We start from the raw sequence: 17,137 nt of genomic DNA, 5'->3' as shown, positions 1-17,137 counted from the left end.
GCGGCCCCCATGAAGGCGAGGCCGGAGCCCAGCACCCGGGGGAACGTCGCGGGGCGGCCCTCCACCATCGCATCCCACACGAGGCTGGTGAGGAGCTGCGCCGCCATCAGCAGCAGGGCGGACTGCATTCGCCGTGCCGTGCCAGCCGGAGCACGGAATGCGAATTGTTTCAGCTACTTACGAAGGAATGGCACCCAGGGGCGGGCGCGGAGCCGGACGGCGGCCGGAAAAAACTACGCTCGCGGGCCGAACGCGCTGTCCCGACGTACCGGTCCACTGTCGCAGCGACGACGAAGCCCTTCAGGCGCGCCCGACAGGTGGGCGCCACAGCCGGAGCGAGTCCTGGGCAAGCAGCTCGTGCAGGGCCTGCTGAAGCGAGACGAGCAACTGATGGAGTGACTCGGCGGAGTCACCGTGGGCTTCGAGCACCCGCTCGTGCCGCCCGTCGAAGATGCGCAGCCTGCCAGGGACGAGCGCGATGACGGGGAGCGTCGGGTGACGCTTGCGGAGCAAGCCCAGGAAGAGCGGGTGGTCCTCATCCGGGCGGCGCACGTCCACCACCACCAGCGCGGGAGGCCGGGACGTCAGCGAGGAGAAGGCGTCGTCCGCATCTCCGGTGACGGAGATGGCCAGGTCCGGCGCCTCGAGGATGCGCCGCAGCAGCTCGCGCGAAGGCGCATGAGGACTGACGATGAGGACCCGGCGCATCTCGAGGCTCAATCTAGCCCTTCCAGACGGCGATGGCGGCCCCCATGAAGGCGAGGCCGGAGCCCAGCACCCGGGGGAACGTCGCGGGGCGGCCCTCCACCATCGCATCCCACACGAGGCTGGTGAGGAGCTGCGCCGCCATCAGCAGCAGGGCGGACTGCACCGCGCCCAGGCGGCTCATGGCCCAGGGCATGCCCAGCACGATGATGACGCCGCACAGGCCCGGCACCAGGTGCCAGGGCGTGAAGCCACTCAAGCGGCCCTGCCCCGCCGCGGCCTCCGGCCAGAGCCCAGGCACCGTCCGCACGGCCAGGTACACGGCGAAGGTGGCCGCCGTCGCCACCACCATGTTCAGGAGCACGGCGCTCATCAGGCCCCACTGGCCCGCGAAGCGACGGTTGAGACCGGCCTGGGCCACGACCGCCAGGCCACACAGCATGGGAACGAGCGAGATGAAGCGCATGCGGCGCGCTGGGTACCGTGAACAGCGCCCCCCTGCAAGCCTACCCTCCACGTCTTCGATGGGACTGGCGAAACCCTGGATGACCGGATAGGTCCCTTCACGCCGATGCCGCCGCCCACCGAGCTCCACTTCGACTGCGGCACCCTGGTCGCACCCACGCTGCCAGAGGATGCCCGCCTGCGGACCCTCTTCCAGAAGGACGGGCGCACCGGCGTCTACCGCGCGCCCGCGAGGCACTACCGCGAGGCGGTGCTGCGGCTGCGGGAGCTGGGCATCCCCTACGAGGACAAGGCGAAGCGCTTCGAGCCGCTGGAGCTCCCGCTCACCTCGCCCATCCAACCCTTTCCGCATCAACAGCAGGCGCTGGAGGCGTGGACACGCGCGGGTGGACGCGGCCTGGTGGAGCTGCCCACGGGCGCGGGCAAGACGCTGCTGGCGGTGCTCGCCATCGCCCACGTGAAGCGGCCCACGCTGGTGGTGGTGCCCACGCTGGACTTGATGACGCAGTGGCAGGGCGTGCTGGCGCGCCACTTCTCCGTGCCGGTGGGCCTGCTGGGCGGCGGCGTGAATGACCGGCAGTCGCTGACGGTGACGACGTACGACTCGGCGGCGATGCAGACGGAGTTCCACGGCAACCGCTTCGGCCTGCTGGTGTGCGACGAGTGCCACCACCTGCCCGCGCCCAGCTACCGCTTCATCGCGGAGGGCTCGCTGGCGCCCTACCGGCTGGGCCTCACCGCGACGCTGGAGCGCGCCGATGGCGGCGAGCGCGTCTGCGAGGAGCTGCTGGGCCCCCGCGTGCACCGCTCGGACATCCGGGAGCTGCAGGGTGAATACCTGGCGCCCTATGAGGTGAAGCGGGTGGAGGTCCCCCTGACGCCCGACGAGAAGGCGCGCTACGACACGGCGCGCGCGCTGTACCTGGGCTTCGTGCGCAGGCTGGCCGTGCCGCTCTCCGCGCCGGACGGGTGGGCGCGCTTCCTGGCGCAGAGCCAGCGCAGCGACGAGGGCCGCGCGGCGTACCGCGCCTACCGCGAGCAGCGGCGGATTGCCCTCACGTCCAGCGGCAAGCAGGAGGTGATGTGGCGCATCCTGCTGGAGCACCGGGACGACCGGGTCCTCGTGTTCACCGACGACAACGAGACGGTGTACACGCTGGCGCGCCGCTTCCTGCTGCCCGCGCTGACGCACCACACGCCGGTGCCGGAGCGCAAGGCGTTGCTGGCGGCCTTCGCGTCCGGGGAGCTGCCGGTGCTGCTGACCTCGCGCGTGCTGAACGAAGGCGTGGACGTGCCCGAGGCGCGCGTGGGCGTGGTGCTCAGCGGCAGCGCGAGCGTGCGCGAGCACGTGCAGCGGCTGGGGCGCATCCTCCGCAAGCGGCCAGGGAAGCGCGCCCTGCTGTACGAGGTGTGCTCCGCGCAGACGGCGGAGAGCAGCATCAGCGAGCGGCGACGCCAGCACGGCGCCTATCAGGAGGGTGGCTGAGATGCTGACGCGCGAGCTGCTCAACTTCCGCGTGCGCCAGGGCGTGCTCCGCCCCGTCTTCGTGAAGCGCGATGACACAGAGCTGCTGACCTTCGCCCATGAATTGCTCGCGGAGGTGGAAGCGTCGCGCGGCGGCCAGCGCGACGACATCGAGGAGTCGCTGGGCTTGAAGGCCGGCGCCTTCACCAAACCCAAGGTGGCGCGCGGCCTGGTGAAGCTGGTGCTGGACAGGCTCCTCTTCGACGAACCCGCGCCCGGCGTGACGGAGGCCCGCTGGGAGCGAATCAAGGCGGCGGGACACGTCCTGCGCGCCCTGCCGCCCGACGCCACCGTCGAGGACTTCGAGGCGCGGCTGGCCCAGACGCTCCCCATCCCCCTGGCCGAGGCCCGCGAGGCGCTGTACTCGGACCTGCCCGGCCACCGCCGGCTGGTGGGCTGGGACGGCGAGGCGCTGGACGCCCAGGACCTGCTGGACCGCTACAACCTGGCGCTGGCGCAGGGCCCCCTGATGTCCGCGCGGCGCCTCCGCCTGCGCGCCCAGGCGCCGGACCTGCTGCGCGTGCGCAAGGTGCTCCGGTGGCTCAAGTTCTGCCGCCTGGTGGCCGAGGTGTGGCGTGACGACAACAACTGGGCGCTCGACGTGGAGGGCCCCGGAGCGATGCTGGCGCTCCAGAAGAAGTATGGCCTGCAGTTGGCGACCTTCCTGTCCGTCGTGCCGGTGCTGGAGCGCTGGGAGCTGACCGCCACCGTGGAGCCTTCACGGCGGCAGGCCACGCTGATGCTCAGCCACAAGGACCCGCTGCGCTCGCCCCTACCCGCCGCGCTGGGTCACATCCCTCCGGAGGTGGCCTCCCTCGCGGAGGGCTTCGCGGATGACGCGTGGGAGCTGGACCTGACGCCCCTGCCAAGGCACGTGGGCGCCTCCGGGCTGTGCGTGCCGGACCTCACCTTCCGCCACCGCGCGTCCAGGAGAGAGGTCGCGCTGGAGCTCTTCCACGCGTGGCACGCGGCGCCCCTGGCCCGGCGGCTGACGGAGCTGCGCTCGCGGCCAGACGCGGGCCTGCTGCTGGGCGTGGACCGGGCGCTGGCCCGGGAGGCCGTGGAGCGAGAGGCGCTGGAGGCCCACCCGCAGGTGGTGCTCTTCAACGGCTTCCCCTCCGCGCGCAAGCTGCGGGAGCGCCTGGCGAAGCTGGAGCCGGGACGGTGAGCGGCGCGTCAGCCGCGCGGCTTGAACTGCGCCGCCAGCACGCTGAGGATTCGGATGGACGTCCGGTCCAGCTGCTTGGCCCGGCGCATGAGCCGCCGCAGCTCGGCGGACTCGCCGTAGTCGCTGGGCGGCTCGGCGGCCCACTTCACCTCCTGCACCGGCTTGAGGCCCAGCGCCTCGTCCGCGGAGATGGAGAGCACCGTGCACAACCTGCGGAACGTCTGGATGCTCGGCAGCATGTGGCCGCGCTCGAGCCGGCCATAGACTTCGCTCGCGATGCCAATGCGCTCCGCCACGTCAGCCTGGGTCAGGTTCAGGCGGGTCCGAGCAAGGCGAGCCGCTCCGCCAAGGCGGGATGCGAGAGTCTTTTCCATGGGGTCGTTAACCTGGCGGGTCCGCCCATGTCGATATGACTTGAGAGGTTGGCATCCAAGAACTTCCTGAGTAGTCTTGTAGGTAGGCAACCTCGTGCGTTTGGCCAACCACACAGGTCTCACCCTGCTGGCGCGAAGAACATGCTGACCTTCTTGTTCGTGGATGAAGACCCACGTTCACTCGCGGCGCTGCGGCGCCTCGTGAGGGATTTGCCCGGCGGCAAGCGCTTCGCCCATTGCATGGAAGAAGCCCTCGCGCTGGTGAAGGAAGAGGCGCCGTCCGTGGTGGTGGCGGGCGATCTGCTCCCGGACGGGGACGGGCTGGGCCTGCTGGAGCAGGTGCGCGCGCGCCACCCACGCACCGCCTGCGCGCTGCATGCGGTGAGGCCGCCCCTGGCGCGGGACATCACCTGGATGGACCGCGCCGCGCCGCCCTTGGAGGTGCATGCCCTGCTGCGGATGCTGGGTATCGGTGCAGCATCCGCGGGAAGCCCGCGTTAAGGTGCCCCCCTCGACGCGCCATGAAGCTCTACGCCATCAGCGACCTGCACCTGCGCCACAACGACAACCGCCTGGCGCTCCAGGCGCTTCCGGCCCACCCGGAGGACTGGCTCATCGTCGCGGGGGACGTGGGCGAGTCGCTGTCGGAGATGGAGCTCATGCTGAGCACCCTCACCCAGCGCTTCCGGCAGGTCATCTGGGTGCCCGGCAACCACGAGCTGTGGACCCTGCCGTCGGAGCAGCCGCAGCTGAAGGGTGAGGCGCGCTACCAGCGGCTGGTGAGCCTGTGCCGCGGCTACGGCGCCCTCACGCCGGAGGACCCCTACCCCCGCTGGCCCGGCCCTGGCCCCGAGCGCGTCATCGTCCCCATGTTCCTGGGCTACGACTACACGTTCCGCCCGGACCATGTGCCCGCGGACAAGGCGCTGGAGTGGGCCTGGGAGGATGACCTGCTGTGCACCGACGAGGTGCTGCTGCACCCCGAGCCCCACGCCAGCCGCGCCGCCTGGTGCGCCGCGCGCGTCGAAGCCACGCGGGCCCGGCTGGACGCCCTGCCCCCGGGCTGCGCCACCGTCCTCATCAACCACTACCCGCTGCGCCACGAGCACGTGCGGCTGCCGCGCATCCCCCGCTTCTCCATCTGGTGCGGGACGAAGCAGACCGAGGACTGGCACACCCGCTACCGCGCGGAGGTCGTCGTCACCGGCCACCTCCACATGCCCGCGACGCTGTGGCGTGACGGCGTGCGCTTCGAAGAGGTGTCGCTGGGCTACCCCATGCAGTGGAAGTACCGGGGCGTGCACGCGTGGGACAGCTGCCTGCGCGTCATCCTGCCTGGCCCCACGCCGTAGAAAACGCGAAGCCCCGGGCGCCGCGTGAAGCGGAGCACCCGGGGCCTCATCGGCGCGGCCCAGGGCCGCGCCGTCACTTCAGACTACTGGGGCCGCGGCTCGAGGAAGGAGCCGATGAGGACGATGCCCTCGTAGCCATCCTTCGCGCCGAAGACCTCGATGTAGTAGCGGCCGGCCGGCGCGTTGATGAGGTTGCACTTCTCCGACTGGTGGTCCTTCACGCTGCGGCAGTCGTAGTCCGCGTGCGACGGGGCGCCGCCGCGCTTGACGTAGAGGTCGGGGTTGCCCTTGCCCTCGCCCGTCTGGATGTAGATGTTGTTCTTCCCCTGGCCCGGGCGACGCTCCGGCACGTCGAGGATGAACACCTGCGAGGAGCCCGCCGCGCCCGTGAGGTTCTCCACGGCGATGCCGCTCTCGATGGGGACGAAGCCGCCCTCCCAGGTCACCGTCAGGGTGGCGTCGGAGTACGCGCGGTAGCCGTTCAGCATCGCGTACCACTTGCCGTGCTGCGGCGTCGGGAAGTTGCAGACCTCGTTGTTGCCACCGGCGTACGGGCGGCAGTCGTACAGCGCGGTGGTGGGCGCGCTGTTGTAGCGGACGTACAGGTCCGCGTCACCCGTGCCACCCGACAGGGTGAACTTCAGGTTGTAGGCGCCCTCCGGAATCGTGACCTCGAAGTACTTCTTCTCGTTGGCGCCACCCGCCACGACGACGGGCTCGTCCTTCACGATGGGGTCCGTCGGCGGAGGAGGAACCGGGACGCTGACGCCCACGGCCTTCCACGCGTTCGACACCGACTCGATGGTGGCGGCGTCGTAGCCGAGCTCCAGCGCGGCCTCTTCGGTGATCGCCTTGGCGGCCTCGAAGTTGGACGTCGGCACCATCAACGTGTTGGCCTTGTAGAAGATCTGCGCGGCCTTCTCGATGCCGATGCCCGCCACGACGATGGTGCTCTTGCCGCGCGGGTGGGTGCCACCCTGCGACAGGAGGTAGAACGCCAGGTTGGAGATACCGGAGCTGTAGTGCACGCCGGTGCCGGGCACGTAGTTGTGGTAGTGGTCCAGCGAGTCGCCGTCCTGCGCCGGGTCGTTCATGTAGCGCAGGGCGTCGTTCGGGATGGACGGGGTCCACACGTCGTCGCCAATCAGCCAGTGACGCGGGGAGACCTCGTCCGCGCCGTCGCCGTACCACTCGCACACCGCGCCGAACACGTCGGACATCGACTCGTTCAGGCCGCCGGACTCACCCGAGTAGATGAGGTCCGACTCGTTGTCCGTCACGGCGTGGGTCAGCTCGTGCGCCGTCACGTCCAGCGAGTTGGCCAGGTTGGTGGCCGTCACGCCGTCGCCATCGCCGTACACCATCTGGGTACCGTCCCAGAAGGCGTTCACGTAGTTGACGCGGTGGTGCACCGTGCTGATGAGCGTGCCGCCCGCGTCGTCGATGGAGTCGCGGCCGAACAGGGTGTTGTAGCAGTCGTAGACGGTGCCCAGGTGGTCGTAGTTGGTGTTGACCACGGGGTCCGCCACCGGCGCCTGGCCCTCGGTGCGCACGACGGCGCCCGGCAGGGTGGTGGTGTTGTTGCCGTCGTGGAGGCGGCGGTCGAGCGACTCCTTGATCTGCGGGATGCGCAGCATCACATCGCCGTTGCGCGCGTCCACCAGGACCCAGTCGCGCACGGGCGTGCCGTCCGCCTTGTTGCCGTGCTGGACGACCTTGTACATCAGGCGCAGCTCGTCATCGACGCGCCAGTACACCAGCTCCGGGTTCTTGTCGGTGACCCAGCCGGCGAGCGTCTCGCGGTCGGAGTCCACCGACGACGTGGCAATCTCACCCGCGATGGTCGGCTTCAGCTCGGCGCGCAGGTCGCTGCGGACGTTGGTGTTCGCCGCGAACACCTTGCCGTTGCGCGCGTGCAGGATGAGCTCGCCGCCCAGCACCGCCAGCCCGTTGTGCATCACCGTATAGCGGTAGTGGCTGTCACCCTGCTTGTCCGTGTGCGCCTTCTTGAAGACCAGGTTGCCCGGCTCCAGGCGGAACGTCGGCGCCACGGCGTCGACGACCGGGGCCAGCGCGGACGCGTTGAGCGCCTTGGGACCCGCGGCCGGAATATCCGGCAGGGCAATCGACAGACCGGTGACGAACTGCGCCACCTTCTGGTTGTCCGTCAGGACGACCTTCGCACCATTCTCCAGCGTCGCCGCCTTCGCGGCATCCGTAGGCTTGTCGGCCTCGGGGGCAGGGGTGGACTCGTTGCAACCGACAACGACAGACAGCGCTGCGATACCAAGCGCTCCGCGCACTCTCTTCTGCACCATGTAATCCTCCTAAGTGGAAAGATTAGGAAGGACAGTGCCACAGGGCTGGCCGGAATTTCAAGGTTGCGCGATTATTTCAGCTATTATCCTCTTCTTAGATTTCAAGTTAATTAGGATTATACCTTTAGTTTCATGGACTTGAAGGGTCTACTGGCAGTGCGGGCCACCTATCACGTGACGTGACGGGTCATCCAGGCAGGTCTCGGTTTTCCACGAATCGTGTGAACTTCGTGCCGAACCGCGGGTCCGCCCGCGCGCGTGCGGCAACACTGGCGCCGACGTGGCCGGCCATTACGCTGCCTGTCCGGGAGGCAACGATGCGCGCATTGCAGTTGCAGCGGCTGGACGGCCCTGACGGGCTCCAACTGGTGGACGTGCCCGAGCCCGAGGCGGGGGACTCGGTGCTCATCGACGTGGTGGCGGCCGGGGTGAGCTTCCCGGACCTGCTGCTCACCCGGGGGCAGTACCAGCTCAAGCCCGCCCTGCCCTTCATCCCGGGCGTGGAGGTGGCGGGGGTAGTGCGGCGGGCGCCCGCGGGCGCGGCGGTGAAGCCCGGGCAGCGGGTGATGGCCTTCAGCTTCGGGCTGGGCGGCTTCGCGGAGGTGGCCGCGATTCAGCCGGAGATGGTGTTCCCCATCCCCGCGGACTGGAGCTTCGAGGCGGCCGCGGGCGTGGTGATGAACTACCACACGGCGCACTTCGCGCTGCACCGGCGAGGCCGGCTCAAGGCGGAGGAGTGGGTCGTGGTCCATGGCGCCGCGGGCGGCGTGGGCACGGCGGCGGTGCAGGTGGCGCGCGGCGCGCGGGCGCGCGTCATCGCAGTGGTGAGCGACGAGCGCAAGGCGGACGTCGCCCGGCGGGCCGGCGCGCATGAGGTGCTGCTGTCGAGCGGAGATTGGCTCTCCCAGGTGCGGGAGAAGACGGGCGGCCTGGGGGCCGACGTGGTGGTGGACCCGGTGGGCGGCGACGTCTTCGACAAGAGCCTCAAGTGCCTGGCGCCCGAAGGCCGGCTGCTGGTGGTGGGCTTCGCGAGCGGGCGCATCCCCGAGGTCCAGGTGAACCGGCTCCTGCTGCGCAACATCGACGTGGTCGGCGTGGCCTGGGGCGGCTTCCTCCTGCACGAGCCGTCCTTGACGCCCACCATCGCCAAGGACCTGGAGGCCATGGCGGAGCGCGGGGTGCTCACGCCCGTCGTGGGCCCGGTGTTCCCGCTGGAGCAGGGCGCGCAGGCCCTGCGCGAGCTCGATGCACGGCGCGCCACGGGCAAGGTGGTGCTGCGCATGCGCGAAGGCTGACCTGGCGAGCGCCCCGGTGAAGCGCGGCCCACAGCGCGTGGGTCGGTCAGCGGAGCTCGGGGACCTCGCGCTCCAGCGTCTCCGCCGCGCGCGCGTCCTTGGGCAGGCCGAAGCGCTGGCGCGAGCACGCCAGCAGCTGCCCCGCGTAGACGGTGTCCTCGAGCGCCTCCTGGAAGCGGCCCACCCGCGCCAGCGTGCGTGCCCGCTCGTCCACCAGCCGGGCCAGGATGCGAGCCTGCTCCGCGTGTGAGAACAGGCGGACCACGGAGCGCGCGTCGAAGCACACCAGCGTGTCGAACTCCATGCCCAGCGTGGCCGTGCAGGCCTCGCGGATGTGCAGGAGGCTCGTGTCCAGGGCCGCCTCCGCCCGCGCCCGGGCGATGTCCGGAGCCAGGCGGCCGAGCTCACGCACGGCATTCAGGGTGAAGGCGTAACGCAGGACGGGCATGCGGATGGGAACTACACCCCAGCCGCGGGGATTCATCCAGTCACCACGTATGTCGAGTGCCGCACCCAGGCCCACCCCGAGGCCCCGACGCGAAAGAACGTCACTGGCCGGGATGGAATGGCGCCGACTACAGTTTCCCGTCGCGTTCCAGTCACCCCCACCAAGGACGACGAGACATGAAGGACCTGGACGCCATCCTCCGCGCGCGGGCGCAAGCTCGCGGCCCCCTGGTCCTGGCCACGGTGGTCGAGGTGTCGGGCTCCGCCTACCGGCGGCCGGGGGCGCGGATGTTGATGAGCGAGGACGGGTGGCTCGCGGGCGGTATCAGCGGTGGCTGCCTGGAGGCCGACGTCGTCCGCAAGGCCTTCTTCTGGACCACCACCGGGCCTCGCCTGCTTCGCTACGACTCCACCAGCGACAGCGCGGAGGACGAGGGGGCCTTCTCCTTCGCGCTGGGCTGCAACGGCGTGGTGGACGTGCTGCTGGAGCGCTGGGAGGCGGGCGCGGGTGAGGCCCTCACCTTCGCCGCCGAGGCGCGGGAAGCGGGACGCCGGGCGGTGGTGGCGACGGTGTACCGGGGCCCCGCGAACGCCGTGGGCTCCCGGTGGATGCTCCGCGATGACGGCACCGAAGCGGGCCACCTGTCCGGCGCGCTGGGAGACGCCGTGCGTGAAGCGGGGCGCGAGGCGCTGGAGGCGGGCCGGACGTGGAGCGGCCCCTGCGGCGGCGCGGACGTGCTGGTGGAGGTCGTGGAGCCGCCCCACCCCCTGGTGCTCTTCGGCAGCGGCTTCGACGTGGCCCCGGTGGTGAACCAGGCCGCGGCCCTGGGCTGGCACGTCACGGTGGTGGCGGACCGGCCCGCGCAGGCCCTGCGGCGCCGCTTTCCCCAGGCCCACGCGGTGGTGTCAGCGAAGGCCCCTGACGCCCCGGGCGTGGTGCCCCTGTCACGCCGCACGCTGGCCGTGCTGATGACGCACAGCCTGCCGCAGGACCGCGAGCTGCTGGCGCGGCTGCTCCCAGGGCCCCTGCGCTACCTGGGCGTGCTGGGACCTCGCTCGCGCACGGACCGGCTGCTCGCGGAGCTGCCCTCCGCGCCCACCGACGCGCACCTGGAGAAGCTGCACGCGCCCGTGGGCCTGGACCTGGGCGCGGAAGGCGCGGAGGAGATTGCCCTGTCCATCATCGCCGAGCTCCAAGCGGTGGTCGCCGGACGCCAGGGCGGCAAGCTTCGCGAGCGGCGCGCGCCCATCCACACCGCCGCGCCCCCACCGGTGCGGAGGCTCGCGTGACGGTGGGCGTGGTGCTGCTGGCCGCGGGCGGCTCCTCGCGGCTGGGCCACCCCAAGCAGCTGGTGCGCTACCAGGGCACGACGCTGGCGCGGCGCGCCGCCGAGGCCGCTGCGTCCCTGCGGTGCGGCCCCGTGGTGGTGGTGCTGGGCGCGTCGCGAGATGCGGTGGCCGCGGAGCTGACGGGACTCGCCGTGCGCACCGTGGACCATGCGGGCTGGGCCGCGGGCCCTGGAGGCTCGCTGCGCGCGGGGCTCGGCGCGCTGCGGGAGACGGAGCCACCGGCGCTGGACGCCGTGCTCGTGCTGCTGTGCGACCAGCTCCGCGTGGAGGCCGCGCACTTGAGGGCGATGCTGGAGACCTTCGAACGGACTGGCGCGTCCGTGGTGGCCTCCGCCTACGAGGGCACCCGGGGCGTCCCCGCGCTCTTCGCGCGTGCCGTCTTCCCGGAGCTGGACGCGCTGAGCCCGGCCCAGGGCGCGCGCGGCGTGATTGCGCGCGTGCCCTCGCGCGTGGTGGACGTCCCGCTGCCCGGCGGTGGCGAAGACGTGGACACGCCCGAGGATGTCTCGCGGCTGACGTGAGCCGTGGCCGCATCCGTCGCGCCGCGGATACGCGCATCGGCCCCGAGGCGCGCCCTCTGGGACGTCAGTGCGTATTGCCACCACCACGCACCGCGCCCCACCTTCTGCGCGCAGGACTTTCAGCAAAGGGGGGCTCATGTCCAGATTCAGGTTCCCGGCGGCGCTGGCCGCCTCGGCGGTGATGTGTTTGTCGGTCGGCTGCTCCAGAAACGCCAAGACATCCCAGGGCGGGATGCCACCCACGGCGCAGCAGATGTCACAGCAGGACGAAGGCCTGCCGCCCGGCGCGCAGGCGGAGATGCAGCGGGACTGCCCCATGGACGTGTCCGGCGCACAGGCGCGCGCGGAGGACATCCCGGAGGGCGTGGCCCTCATCATCGTCACGCCCGAAACCGACAAGGTGGCGGACCTCCAGCAGCGCAGCCGGAGGATGATGCAGTTCCAGCAGGAGCACGGCACGGGCGGCAGCGGCATGGCCCAGCCACCGGGCGTCGACTACGACGAGATGGGCGGCCGCGAGGAGCCGGGCTCCGCGGGCGCGCCGTCGGTGCCGTCCATCGCCAGCGTGCACGACTCTCCGGAGGGCGTCGTCATCGTCTACACCGCCGTCGACCCGGCCCGGCAGGACAAGCTGAGCTCCGAAATCCACCGGAACGCGCAGTACCTGGACACTGGCAAGTGCCCGGGGATGGCGGCGGACTGAGCACGACCTGAGGCCAGCGCCCCAGGTCCCGCCCCCCGCGTCGTCCAGGTGGGCCAGGCGCTGGCTTCATCCCCGAAGACGCCCGCCGTCACGCCAGTGGCGGCAGGTGCGTCAGGAGCCGCTGCAGGTCCGGCTGCAGTTCGTCCGGAGAGGCGCTGGCGAGCACCTCCACCGGATGCGTGCCCCAGGTGACAGCGTAGGTCCGCAGCCCCGCCGCCTGTCCCGCGCGCAAGTCCAGCGCGGTGTCCCCCACCATCCACAGCCCGCCCGTGCCCAGCGCCGCCAGCGCGTGGTGGATGACGTCGGGCGCGGGCTTGTGCGCGAAGCCCTCCGTGCCCTGGACGTGGTGGAGCAGCGGGCCCAGGCCCATGGCGTCCACGAACTTGCGCGCCATGTCGGGGCGCTTGGTGGTGGCCACCGCCAGCAGGTAGCCCCGCTCGCGCAGCACGCGCAGCACCTCCACCACGCCCGGATAGGGCCGCGAGCGCCGGTGGAAGTGGAGCGGGTAGTGCTCACGGTACGCCACGCACAACGCGGGGACGTGGTCCGGCGCGAACTGGCTGTACATCCAGTCCAGCGGGTGGCCGATGAGCGCGCGCACCTGCTCGTACGTCGGCGCCGGAAGCCCCAGGTGCCCGAAGGCATGGAGGAAGCTGTCGATGATGTCCGGCAGCGAGTCCACCAGCGTGCCGTCGAGGTCGAAGAGGATGCCGCGAGAAGAGGAAGCGCTCACGCACCTTCCATACCCCCTCTCGTGCCCCCTGTCCTCCCTCCGGGCTCAGGGCGAGGCGCGCTCCGCCGGAGCAGCGGGCGCCTGCTCCAGGACGCACAGCCACAGCCGCTCCTCCTGCACGCAGCGCGTCCCGCGAATGGCGCGGAACTCGTGGAGCCGCTGCGGAATGGAGAGGTAGACGGCCTCCGGGTCGAGCCTGCCCGCCCGGATTTCGTCGTCGAGCCCCAGACAGTAGGGCTGCGCGCGCGCGTCATCCAACCGCGCGACGTAGCCGCTGTTGAAGGTGAGCCCCAGCAGGTAGGCGCGGTAGGCCCAGCGGTGGAAGTCCATGGGCCCGGCGCGGCAGCCCCGCCCGGAGCCGTCATGCATCTGCGGCGGGTAGAGCACCAGGTGCTTGCGGCCCACGGCGGCCTCGCGAAGCGCCTCGGACGGTTGCGTGTTCCAGGCCGGCCCCTCCTTCGCCTGATGGCCGCGCCCCAGGTTCACATCGAAGGCTTGCAGCGCCAGCGCCAGCGCCAGCAGCGACGGCGCCACCGTGGGCCGGGGCAGGCGGATGAGCGCGAGCGCGGAGCCCAGCGCCAGCAGGTAGTACAGCGGCCACACGAAGCGGCCGGAGGAGCGGAAGGGCTCCACCCACCGCATCACCGGCGCGTAGAGGCCCGACAGGTCCGCGATGAGCTCGCCTCGCAGGGTGACGCGCGAGGACAGCGCGAAGAAGCCCAGGCCCAGCGCCACCAGCCCCACCGGCGCCAGCCTGCGCCAATGCCGCGCGACGAGCGGCGCGTCCCGCACCAGCAGGATGAGCGCGGCCCAGAGCGCGAAGAGCACGCCCAGCCCCAGGTAGCCGAAGCCCTCGTACTGGGCGCCCTGCCTCGGCAGAGACTCCAGGAAGCGCGACCAGGAGTCCCGGTAGCCCATCGGGTTGACGAACGTCAGGAGGTCCGCGGAGAACCCACCGAAGGCGCCGGCGCCCAGGGTGCGGACCGTGCCGAGGTAGCCCAGCACGTAGAACAGCACCAGCACCACGGCCACGTTCGCCACGGCGCCCAGCAGGGGCCACCGCCAGGGCAGCTTCCGCTCCAGCGCGGTCCGCGCGCACAGCGCCAACGCGAGCGCCAGCACCATGGCGGTCACCACGGGGTGCACGCCCGCGGCGAACACGCACAGCGCCAGCGCGATGCCCAGCGCCTGCTTCGCCTCGCGCGCGTCCCGCTGCGGGAGCAGGTTCAGCCCCACCAGCAGCACGAGGGTCCAATGCGCGCACAGCGCCTCGTGCGCCATGCTCATGCGCGCCAGCAGCGTGGGCGACAGCACGAGCAGCGCGCCCACCAGCCACTGCTGCGGCACCGTCGCGCCCATCCGCCGCGCCACCCACGCGGACGCGGCGCCCTGGAGCACCAGGCACATGCACATCCACGGCCCGATGTACTGGAAGTCGGCGGGCAGCAGGCTGGAGAACGGCCGCAGCAGCAGCGCCACCCAGGGGATGGCGTCCATGTAGCCGAGCGTCGTCCCCAACGGATGCAGGTATCCGTCGATGGCGCCCAGCGGGAAGCGGAGCGGTTCGTTGCGGAAGAACAGCCAGCCCAGCAGGTGCTGGCTGAAGTCGTCACGGATGAGCCACGACAGGCGCGTGGGATTCAGCGCCGCCGGCCCATAGATGGCCAGGAACGCCAGCAGCCCCACCCCGGCGGCCCCCAGCGGCCCCGCGTTCGCCACGACGAACGATGCAAGCGTGTCCAGGAAGCGCCGCGGCCGCTCGGGCAGCAGGGCGAGCCTCATGAACGGCACTCACGCGAGGCGACGGAGACGAAGGTGACGCGCGCTTCGGGCATGGGAGCGCCGCTTGAAGCACAGCCGTTTCAGGGGCGTCAAGCGGCCCCGACGCAGACAGGGGCGCCCCTGCCCTCCACCTCCACGGCCTCCGCGTCCTCGGGCTCCGAGGCGAGCCGCCACAGGGCACCCTCCAGGAACCCCAGCGCGCCGCGCAGGTCCGATGAGGCGGCCTCCGGAGGGGCGCTCCGGGCCCGCGCGATGCGCTGGCGCGCCGACGCGAAGGCCCGCTGTACCCGCGCGACGTCATCCCAGGCGGCCCGCGCCTCCGCCAGGTCCACCGCCGCGCGAAGCAGCGCGGCCAGCTCGCGCAGCACCGGGTCATCCCGCAGCTCCGGCGCGCCCTCCAGCACGACGAAGCTCGCCTCCGCCGCCGAGGCGTCTCCCATGCATGCCTCCACCACGGCCCGGTACACCGCGAAGCGCAGCGCCTGCCCCCGCGACACGCGGCCCAGGCCGGACACCGCCTCCGACAGCCGGGCCCAGGCGTCGCTCCACGCCCCCAGGGCCAGCTCCGCGCGCCCCAGCTCGCCCAGCGCGGTGCCCTCCAGGAGCCGCTGCCCCAGCTGCCGGCCGATGCGCGCCGCGGCCAGCAGGTGCGCGCGCGCCTCCTGCGGCCGTCCCTCCTCCAGCAGGTAGCAGCCCAGGTTGAGGCGAGCCAGCGCGTGCCCCGCCCTGTCTCCCACGCTGGCCGAGCGCGCCATCGCCTCCTCCAGCAGGCGCATCGCCTCGCTCGTGCGCCCCATCTCCCCGATGGCCACCGCGCAGTTGGACAGGAAGCCCACCTCGAACGTCACGTCCCCCACGCCGTGGAAGAGCGCCTGCGCCGCGCGCAGGTGGGGAATGGCCGCCTCCGCGCCGCGGCGCGCCTGCTCCACCAGCCCCAGGTTGCCCACGGTGTAGGCGTCCAGCCAGCGGTCGCCCTCCGACGACAACAGCCGCGCCTCGCGCACCAGCTCCCAGGCCTGGGACAGCGCGCCTTCGTGACGGGCCACAATCGACAGGTCCACCAGCACGCGCTTCTCGCCCGCCACCGCGCCCAACCCCCGCAGCGACGCGCGCGCGCACTCCAGATTCCCGCGGGCCGCCATCAGGTCGCCCGCCTCCAGGAACACACGGCCACGCACCGCCACGGCCTCGGCCACCAGCCTGGGGGCGCCCGTCACCCGGTCCGCCAGCGCCAGCGCCGCGTCCAGCCGTTCGAGCAGCAGTCGCACCGGGCCCCGCGTCACCACCTCCGGCTCCAGCGCCACCAGCGCCTCCAGCGCCCGCTCCACCGAGCGCGACGTCGCGGGCGTCACGGCCAGCGCGTTGTCACACGCCGCCAGGAGGTTCTCCCGCTCCCGCGCCAGCCACCGCAAGGCCTCCGCGCCGCCCTGGCCGCGCACCTGCGCGCGCAGGCCGCGGGCCAGCGACAGGTACCAATCCGCGTGCCGCTCCGCCAACGCGGCCGCATCGCCCACGCCCTCTTCGGCAAGCCGGGCCGCGGCGTACTGACGGATGCTCTCGTACTGGCCCAACCGGCAGTCACCGCCGGGCGGCTCCGCCTCCAGCACGCGCAGCAGCGACTTGGCGCGCAGCGACTGGAGCACGTCCAGCACGGCGGGCCCGTCCGGGGGCAGCCCCAGCACCGCTTCCGCCGCCTCCAGCGTGAAGCCGCCACGGAACACCGAGCAGCGCGCCAGCGCGACCCGCTCCTCCGGCTCCAGCAGGTTCCAGGACCAGTCGATGGCCCCTCTCAGCGTCGCCTGTCGCGCGCAGCCGTCACGCCGTCCCGTGCGCAGGAGCTCGAAGCGACGCGTGAGCCGCTCCCGAAGCTGGCTCACGCTCAACAGCGCCATGCGCGCGGCGGCCAGCTCGATGGCCAGGGCGATTCCATCCAGCTGCCGCACGATGTCCGCGACCATCGGCGCCTCGCCGGCCGTCAGCTCGAAGTGGCCTCGGGCCTCACGCGCTCGCTGCGCGAACAGGCGCACCGCGTCCGAACGGACCAGCTCCTCCAGCCGGGACTCACCTTCCTCCGGCACCGAGAGCGGCGCCAGGTCCAGCAGCCGCTCGCCGGGGAGCCCCAGGGCCTCGCGCGACGTCGCCAGGAAGCGCGCGCGAGGCGCCAGCTGGAGCCAGCGCCCCAACGTGGCGGGCAGGTGCTGCACGGCCTGCTCCAGGTTGTCGAGGATGAGCAGCACGTCACCACAGTCGTTCAGCGCGCGCCCCAGCCGCTCCGCCGGCTCGGTCGGGTCGCCGTCCGCGCGCAGGGGGATGCCCAGCGCATGGCCCACCGACAGGCAGAGCGCCTCCGCCGTCTGGACCTCGGCCAGCTCGCACAGCCACACCCCGCCCTCCCATTC

General features: G+C 71.9%; 16 protein-coding genes. 8 read left to right on the top strand and 8 right to left on the bottom strand.

Annotated elements, in window-relative coordinates:
* Window positions 1-300 precede the first annotated feature (300 nt).
* Both HV824_RS29575 and HV824_RS29570 read right to left on the bottom strand, forming a co-directional pair.
* Window positions 301-708 (bottom strand): response regulator, encoded by a 408-nt coding sequence (locus HV824_RS29575; protein ID WP_176424775.1) that lies wholly within the window; start codon window positions 706-708, stop codon window positions 301-303.
* A 13-nt stretch (window positions 709-721) separates the two neighbouring features.
* The gene (locus HV824_RS29570) at window positions 722-1,171 is read right to left on the bottom strand and encodes a DMT family transporter (RefSeq protein ID WP_176421049.1); all 450 of its coding nucleotides are present in this window, start codon (window positions 1,169-1,171) and stop codon (window positions 722-724) included.
* A 105-nt stretch (window positions 1,172-1,276) separates the two neighbouring features.
* Here HV824_RS29570 and HV824_RS29565 point away from each other — a divergent pair, with 105 nt between their 5' ends.
* Entirely contained in the window at window positions 1,277-2,656 is a 1,380-nt protein-coding gene (locus HV824_RS29565) for a DEAD/DEAH box helicase family protein (protein ID WP_176424774.1), read from the top strand.
* 1 nt (window position 2,657) lies between these two features.
* Window positions 2,658-3,863 carry a DUF790 family protein gene (locus HV824_RS29560; RefSeq protein WP_176424773.1) on the top strand — a complete coding sequence of 402 codons (1,206 nt, stop codon included), beginning with the start codon at window positions 2,658-2,660 and terminating at the stop codon, window positions 3,861-3,863.
* An 8-nt stretch (window positions 3,864-3,871) separates the two neighbouring features.
* Here HV824_RS29560 and HV824_RS29555 read toward each other — a convergent pair whose 3' ends face one another.
* Window positions 3,872-4,237 (bottom strand): helix-turn-helix transcriptional regulator, encoded by a 366-nt coding sequence (locus HV824_RS29555; protein ID WP_011556052.1) that lies wholly within the window; start codon window positions 4,235-4,237, stop codon window positions 3,872-3,874.
* A gap of 141 nt (window positions 4,238-4,378) precedes the next feature.
* On the opposite strand from HV824_RS29555, the gene HV824_RS29550 reads away from it, so the two are divergent.
* Both HV824_RS29550 and HV824_RS29545 read left to right on the top strand, forming a co-directional pair.
* Window positions 4,379-4,738: a response regulator gene (locus HV824_RS29550; protein ID WP_255208437.1), complete on the top strand. Its 360-nt coding sequence runs from the start codon at window positions 4,379-4,381 to the stop codon at window positions 4,736-4,738.
* A gap of 20 nt (window positions 4,739-4,758) precedes the next feature.
* On the top strand, window positions 4,759-5,589 hold the full coding sequence (locus HV824_RS29545) for a metallophosphoesterase (protein ID WP_176421053.1): 831 nt from the start codon (window positions 4,759-4,761) through the stop codon (window positions 5,587-5,589).
* A gap of 83 nt (window positions 5,590-5,672) precedes the next feature.
* On the opposite strand, the gene HV824_RS29540 is transcribed toward HV824_RS29545, so the two are convergent.
* A complete protein-coding gene (locus tag HV824_RS29540) occupies window positions 5,673-7,907 on the bottom strand; it encodes a M4 family metallopeptidase (protein WP_176421054.1) in 2,235 nt (744 codons plus the stop codon).
* Window positions 7,908-8,224: 317 nt separating this feature from the next.
* Between HV824_RS29540 and HV824_RS37990 the strand changes: the two genes are divergently transcribed.
* Complete coding sequence (locus tag HV824_RS37990; RefSeq protein ID WP_176421055.1) at window positions 8,225-9,202, top strand: NADPH:quinone oxidoreductase family protein; 978 nt, start codon at window positions 8,225-8,227, stop codon at window positions 9,200-9,202.
* A 46-nt stretch (window positions 9,203-9,248) separates the two neighbouring features.
* Here HV824_RS37990 and HV824_RS29530 read toward each other — a convergent pair whose 3' ends face one another.
* Window positions 9,249-9,650: a hypothetical protein gene (locus tag HV824_RS29530; protein ID WP_163785578.1), complete on the bottom strand. Its 402-nt coding sequence runs from the start codon at window positions 9,648-9,650 to the stop codon at window positions 9,249-9,251.
* Between the two features lie 176 nt (window positions 9,651-9,826).
* Here HV824_RS29530 and HV824_RS29525 point away from each other — a divergent pair, with 176 nt between their 5' ends.
* The 3 genes from HV824_RS29525 to HV824_RS29515 all read left to right on the top strand — a co-directional run bounded on the left by HV824_RS29525 (window position 9,827) and on the right by HV824_RS29515 (window position 12,223).
* Window positions 9,827-10,939, top strand: coding sequence for an XdhC/CoxI family protein (locus HV824_RS29525; RefSeq protein ID WP_176421056.1), 1,113 nt, complete (start codon window positions 9,827-9,829; stop codon window positions 10,937-10,939).
* Window positions 10,936-11,520 (top strand): nucleotidyltransferase family protein, encoded by a 585-nt coding sequence (locus HV824_RS29520; RefSeq protein WP_176421057.1) that lies wholly within the window; start codon window positions 10,936-10,938, stop codon window positions 11,518-11,520. The genes HV824_RS29525 and HV824_RS29520 overlap by 4 nt, the downstream gene beginning before the upstream one ends.
* A 136-nt stretch (window positions 11,521-11,656) precedes the next feature.
* A complete protein-coding gene (locus HV824_RS29515) occupies window positions 11,657-12,223 on the top strand; it encodes a hypothetical protein (protein ID WP_217917847.1) in 567 nt (188 codons plus the stop codon).
* Window positions 12,224-12,311: 88 nt separating this feature from the next.
* On the opposite strand, the gene HV824_RS29510 is transcribed toward HV824_RS29515, so the two are convergent.
* The 3 genes from HV824_RS29510 to HV824_RS29500 form a co-directional block, all read right to left on the bottom strand.
* Window positions 12,312-12,956, bottom strand: coding sequence for an HAD-IA family hydrolase (locus HV824_RS29510; RefSeq protein ID WP_176421059.1), 645 nt, complete (start codon window positions 12,954-12,956; stop codon window positions 12,312-12,314).
* A gap of 45 nt (window positions 12,957-13,001) precedes the next feature.
* The gene (locus HV824_RS29505) at window positions 13,002-14,738 is read right to left on the bottom strand and encodes a DUF6311 domain-containing protein (protein ID WP_217917846.1); all 1,737 of its coding nucleotides are present in this window, start codon (window positions 14,736-14,738) and stop codon (window positions 13,002-13,004) included.
* Between the two features lie 89 nt (window positions 14,739-14,827).
* Window positions 14,828-17,137, bottom strand: a 2,310-nt coding sequence (locus HV824_RS29500) for a cyclase (protein WP_176424772.1), incomplete at its 5' end; no start/stop codon positions are given.

The sequence above is a fragment of the Myxococcus sp. AM009 genome (genome assembly GCF_013372605.1).
GTDB classification, from domain to species: Bacteria; Myxococcota; Myxococcia; order Myxococcales; family Myxococcaceae; genus Myxococcus; species Myxococcus vastator.
Note: the sequence above shows the minus strand (reverse complement) of the source record. Positions and strands in the feature narration are given on the sequence as shown.

Coding starts and splice junctions, on each gene's coding strand:
- HV824_RS29555 (WP_011556052.1), bottom strand. CDS start 4,237: ATGGAAAAGACTCTCGCATCCCGCCTTGGCGGAGCGGCTCGCCTTGCT.
- HV824_RS29540 (WP_176421054.1), bottom strand. CDS start 7,907: ATGGTGCAGAAGAGAGTGCGCGGAGCGCTTGGTATCGCAGCGCTGTCT.
- HV824_RS29550 (WP_255208437.1), top strand. CDS start 4,379: ATGCTGACCTTCTTGTTCGTGGATGAAGACCCACGTTCACTCGCGGCG.
- HV824_RS29505 (WP_217917846.1), bottom strand. CDS start 14,738: ATGAGGCTCGCCCTGCTGCCCGAGCGGCCGCGGCGCTTCCTGGACACG.
- HV824_RS29575 (WP_176424775.1), bottom strand. CDS start 708: ATGCGCCGGGTCCTCATCGTCAGTCCTCATGCGCCTTCGCGCGAGCTG.
- HV824_RS29530 (WP_163785578.1), bottom strand. CDS start 9,650: ATGCCCGTCCTGCGTTACGCCTTCACCCTGAATGCCGTGCGTGAGCTC.
- HV824_RS29565 (WP_176424774.1), top strand. CDS start 1,277: ATGCCGCCGCCCACCGAGCTCCACTTCGACTGCGGCACCCTGGTCGCA.
- HV824_RS29560 (WP_176424773.1), top strand. CDS start 2,658: ATGCTGACGCGCGAGCTGCTCAACTTCCGCGTGCGCCAGGGCGTGCTC.
- HV824_RS29525 (WP_176421056.1), top strand. CDS start 9,827: ATGAAGGACCTGGACGCCATCCTCCGCGCGCGGGCGCAAGCTCGCGGC.
- HV824_RS29515 (WP_217917847.1), top strand. CDS start 11,657: ATGTCCAGATTCAGGTTCCCGGCGGCGCTGGCCGCCTCGGCGGTGATG.
- HV824_RS29570 (WP_176421049.1), bottom strand. CDS start 1,171: ATGCGCTTCATCTCGCTCGTTCCCATGCTGTGTGGCCTGGCGGTCGTG.
- HV824_RS29545 (WP_176421053.1), top strand. CDS start 4,759: ATGAAGCTCTACGCCATCAGCGACCTGCACCTGCGCCACAACGACAAC.
- HV824_RS37990 (WP_176421055.1), top strand. CDS start 8,225: ATGCGCGCATTGCAGTTGCAGCGGCTGGACGGCCCTGACGGGCTCCAA.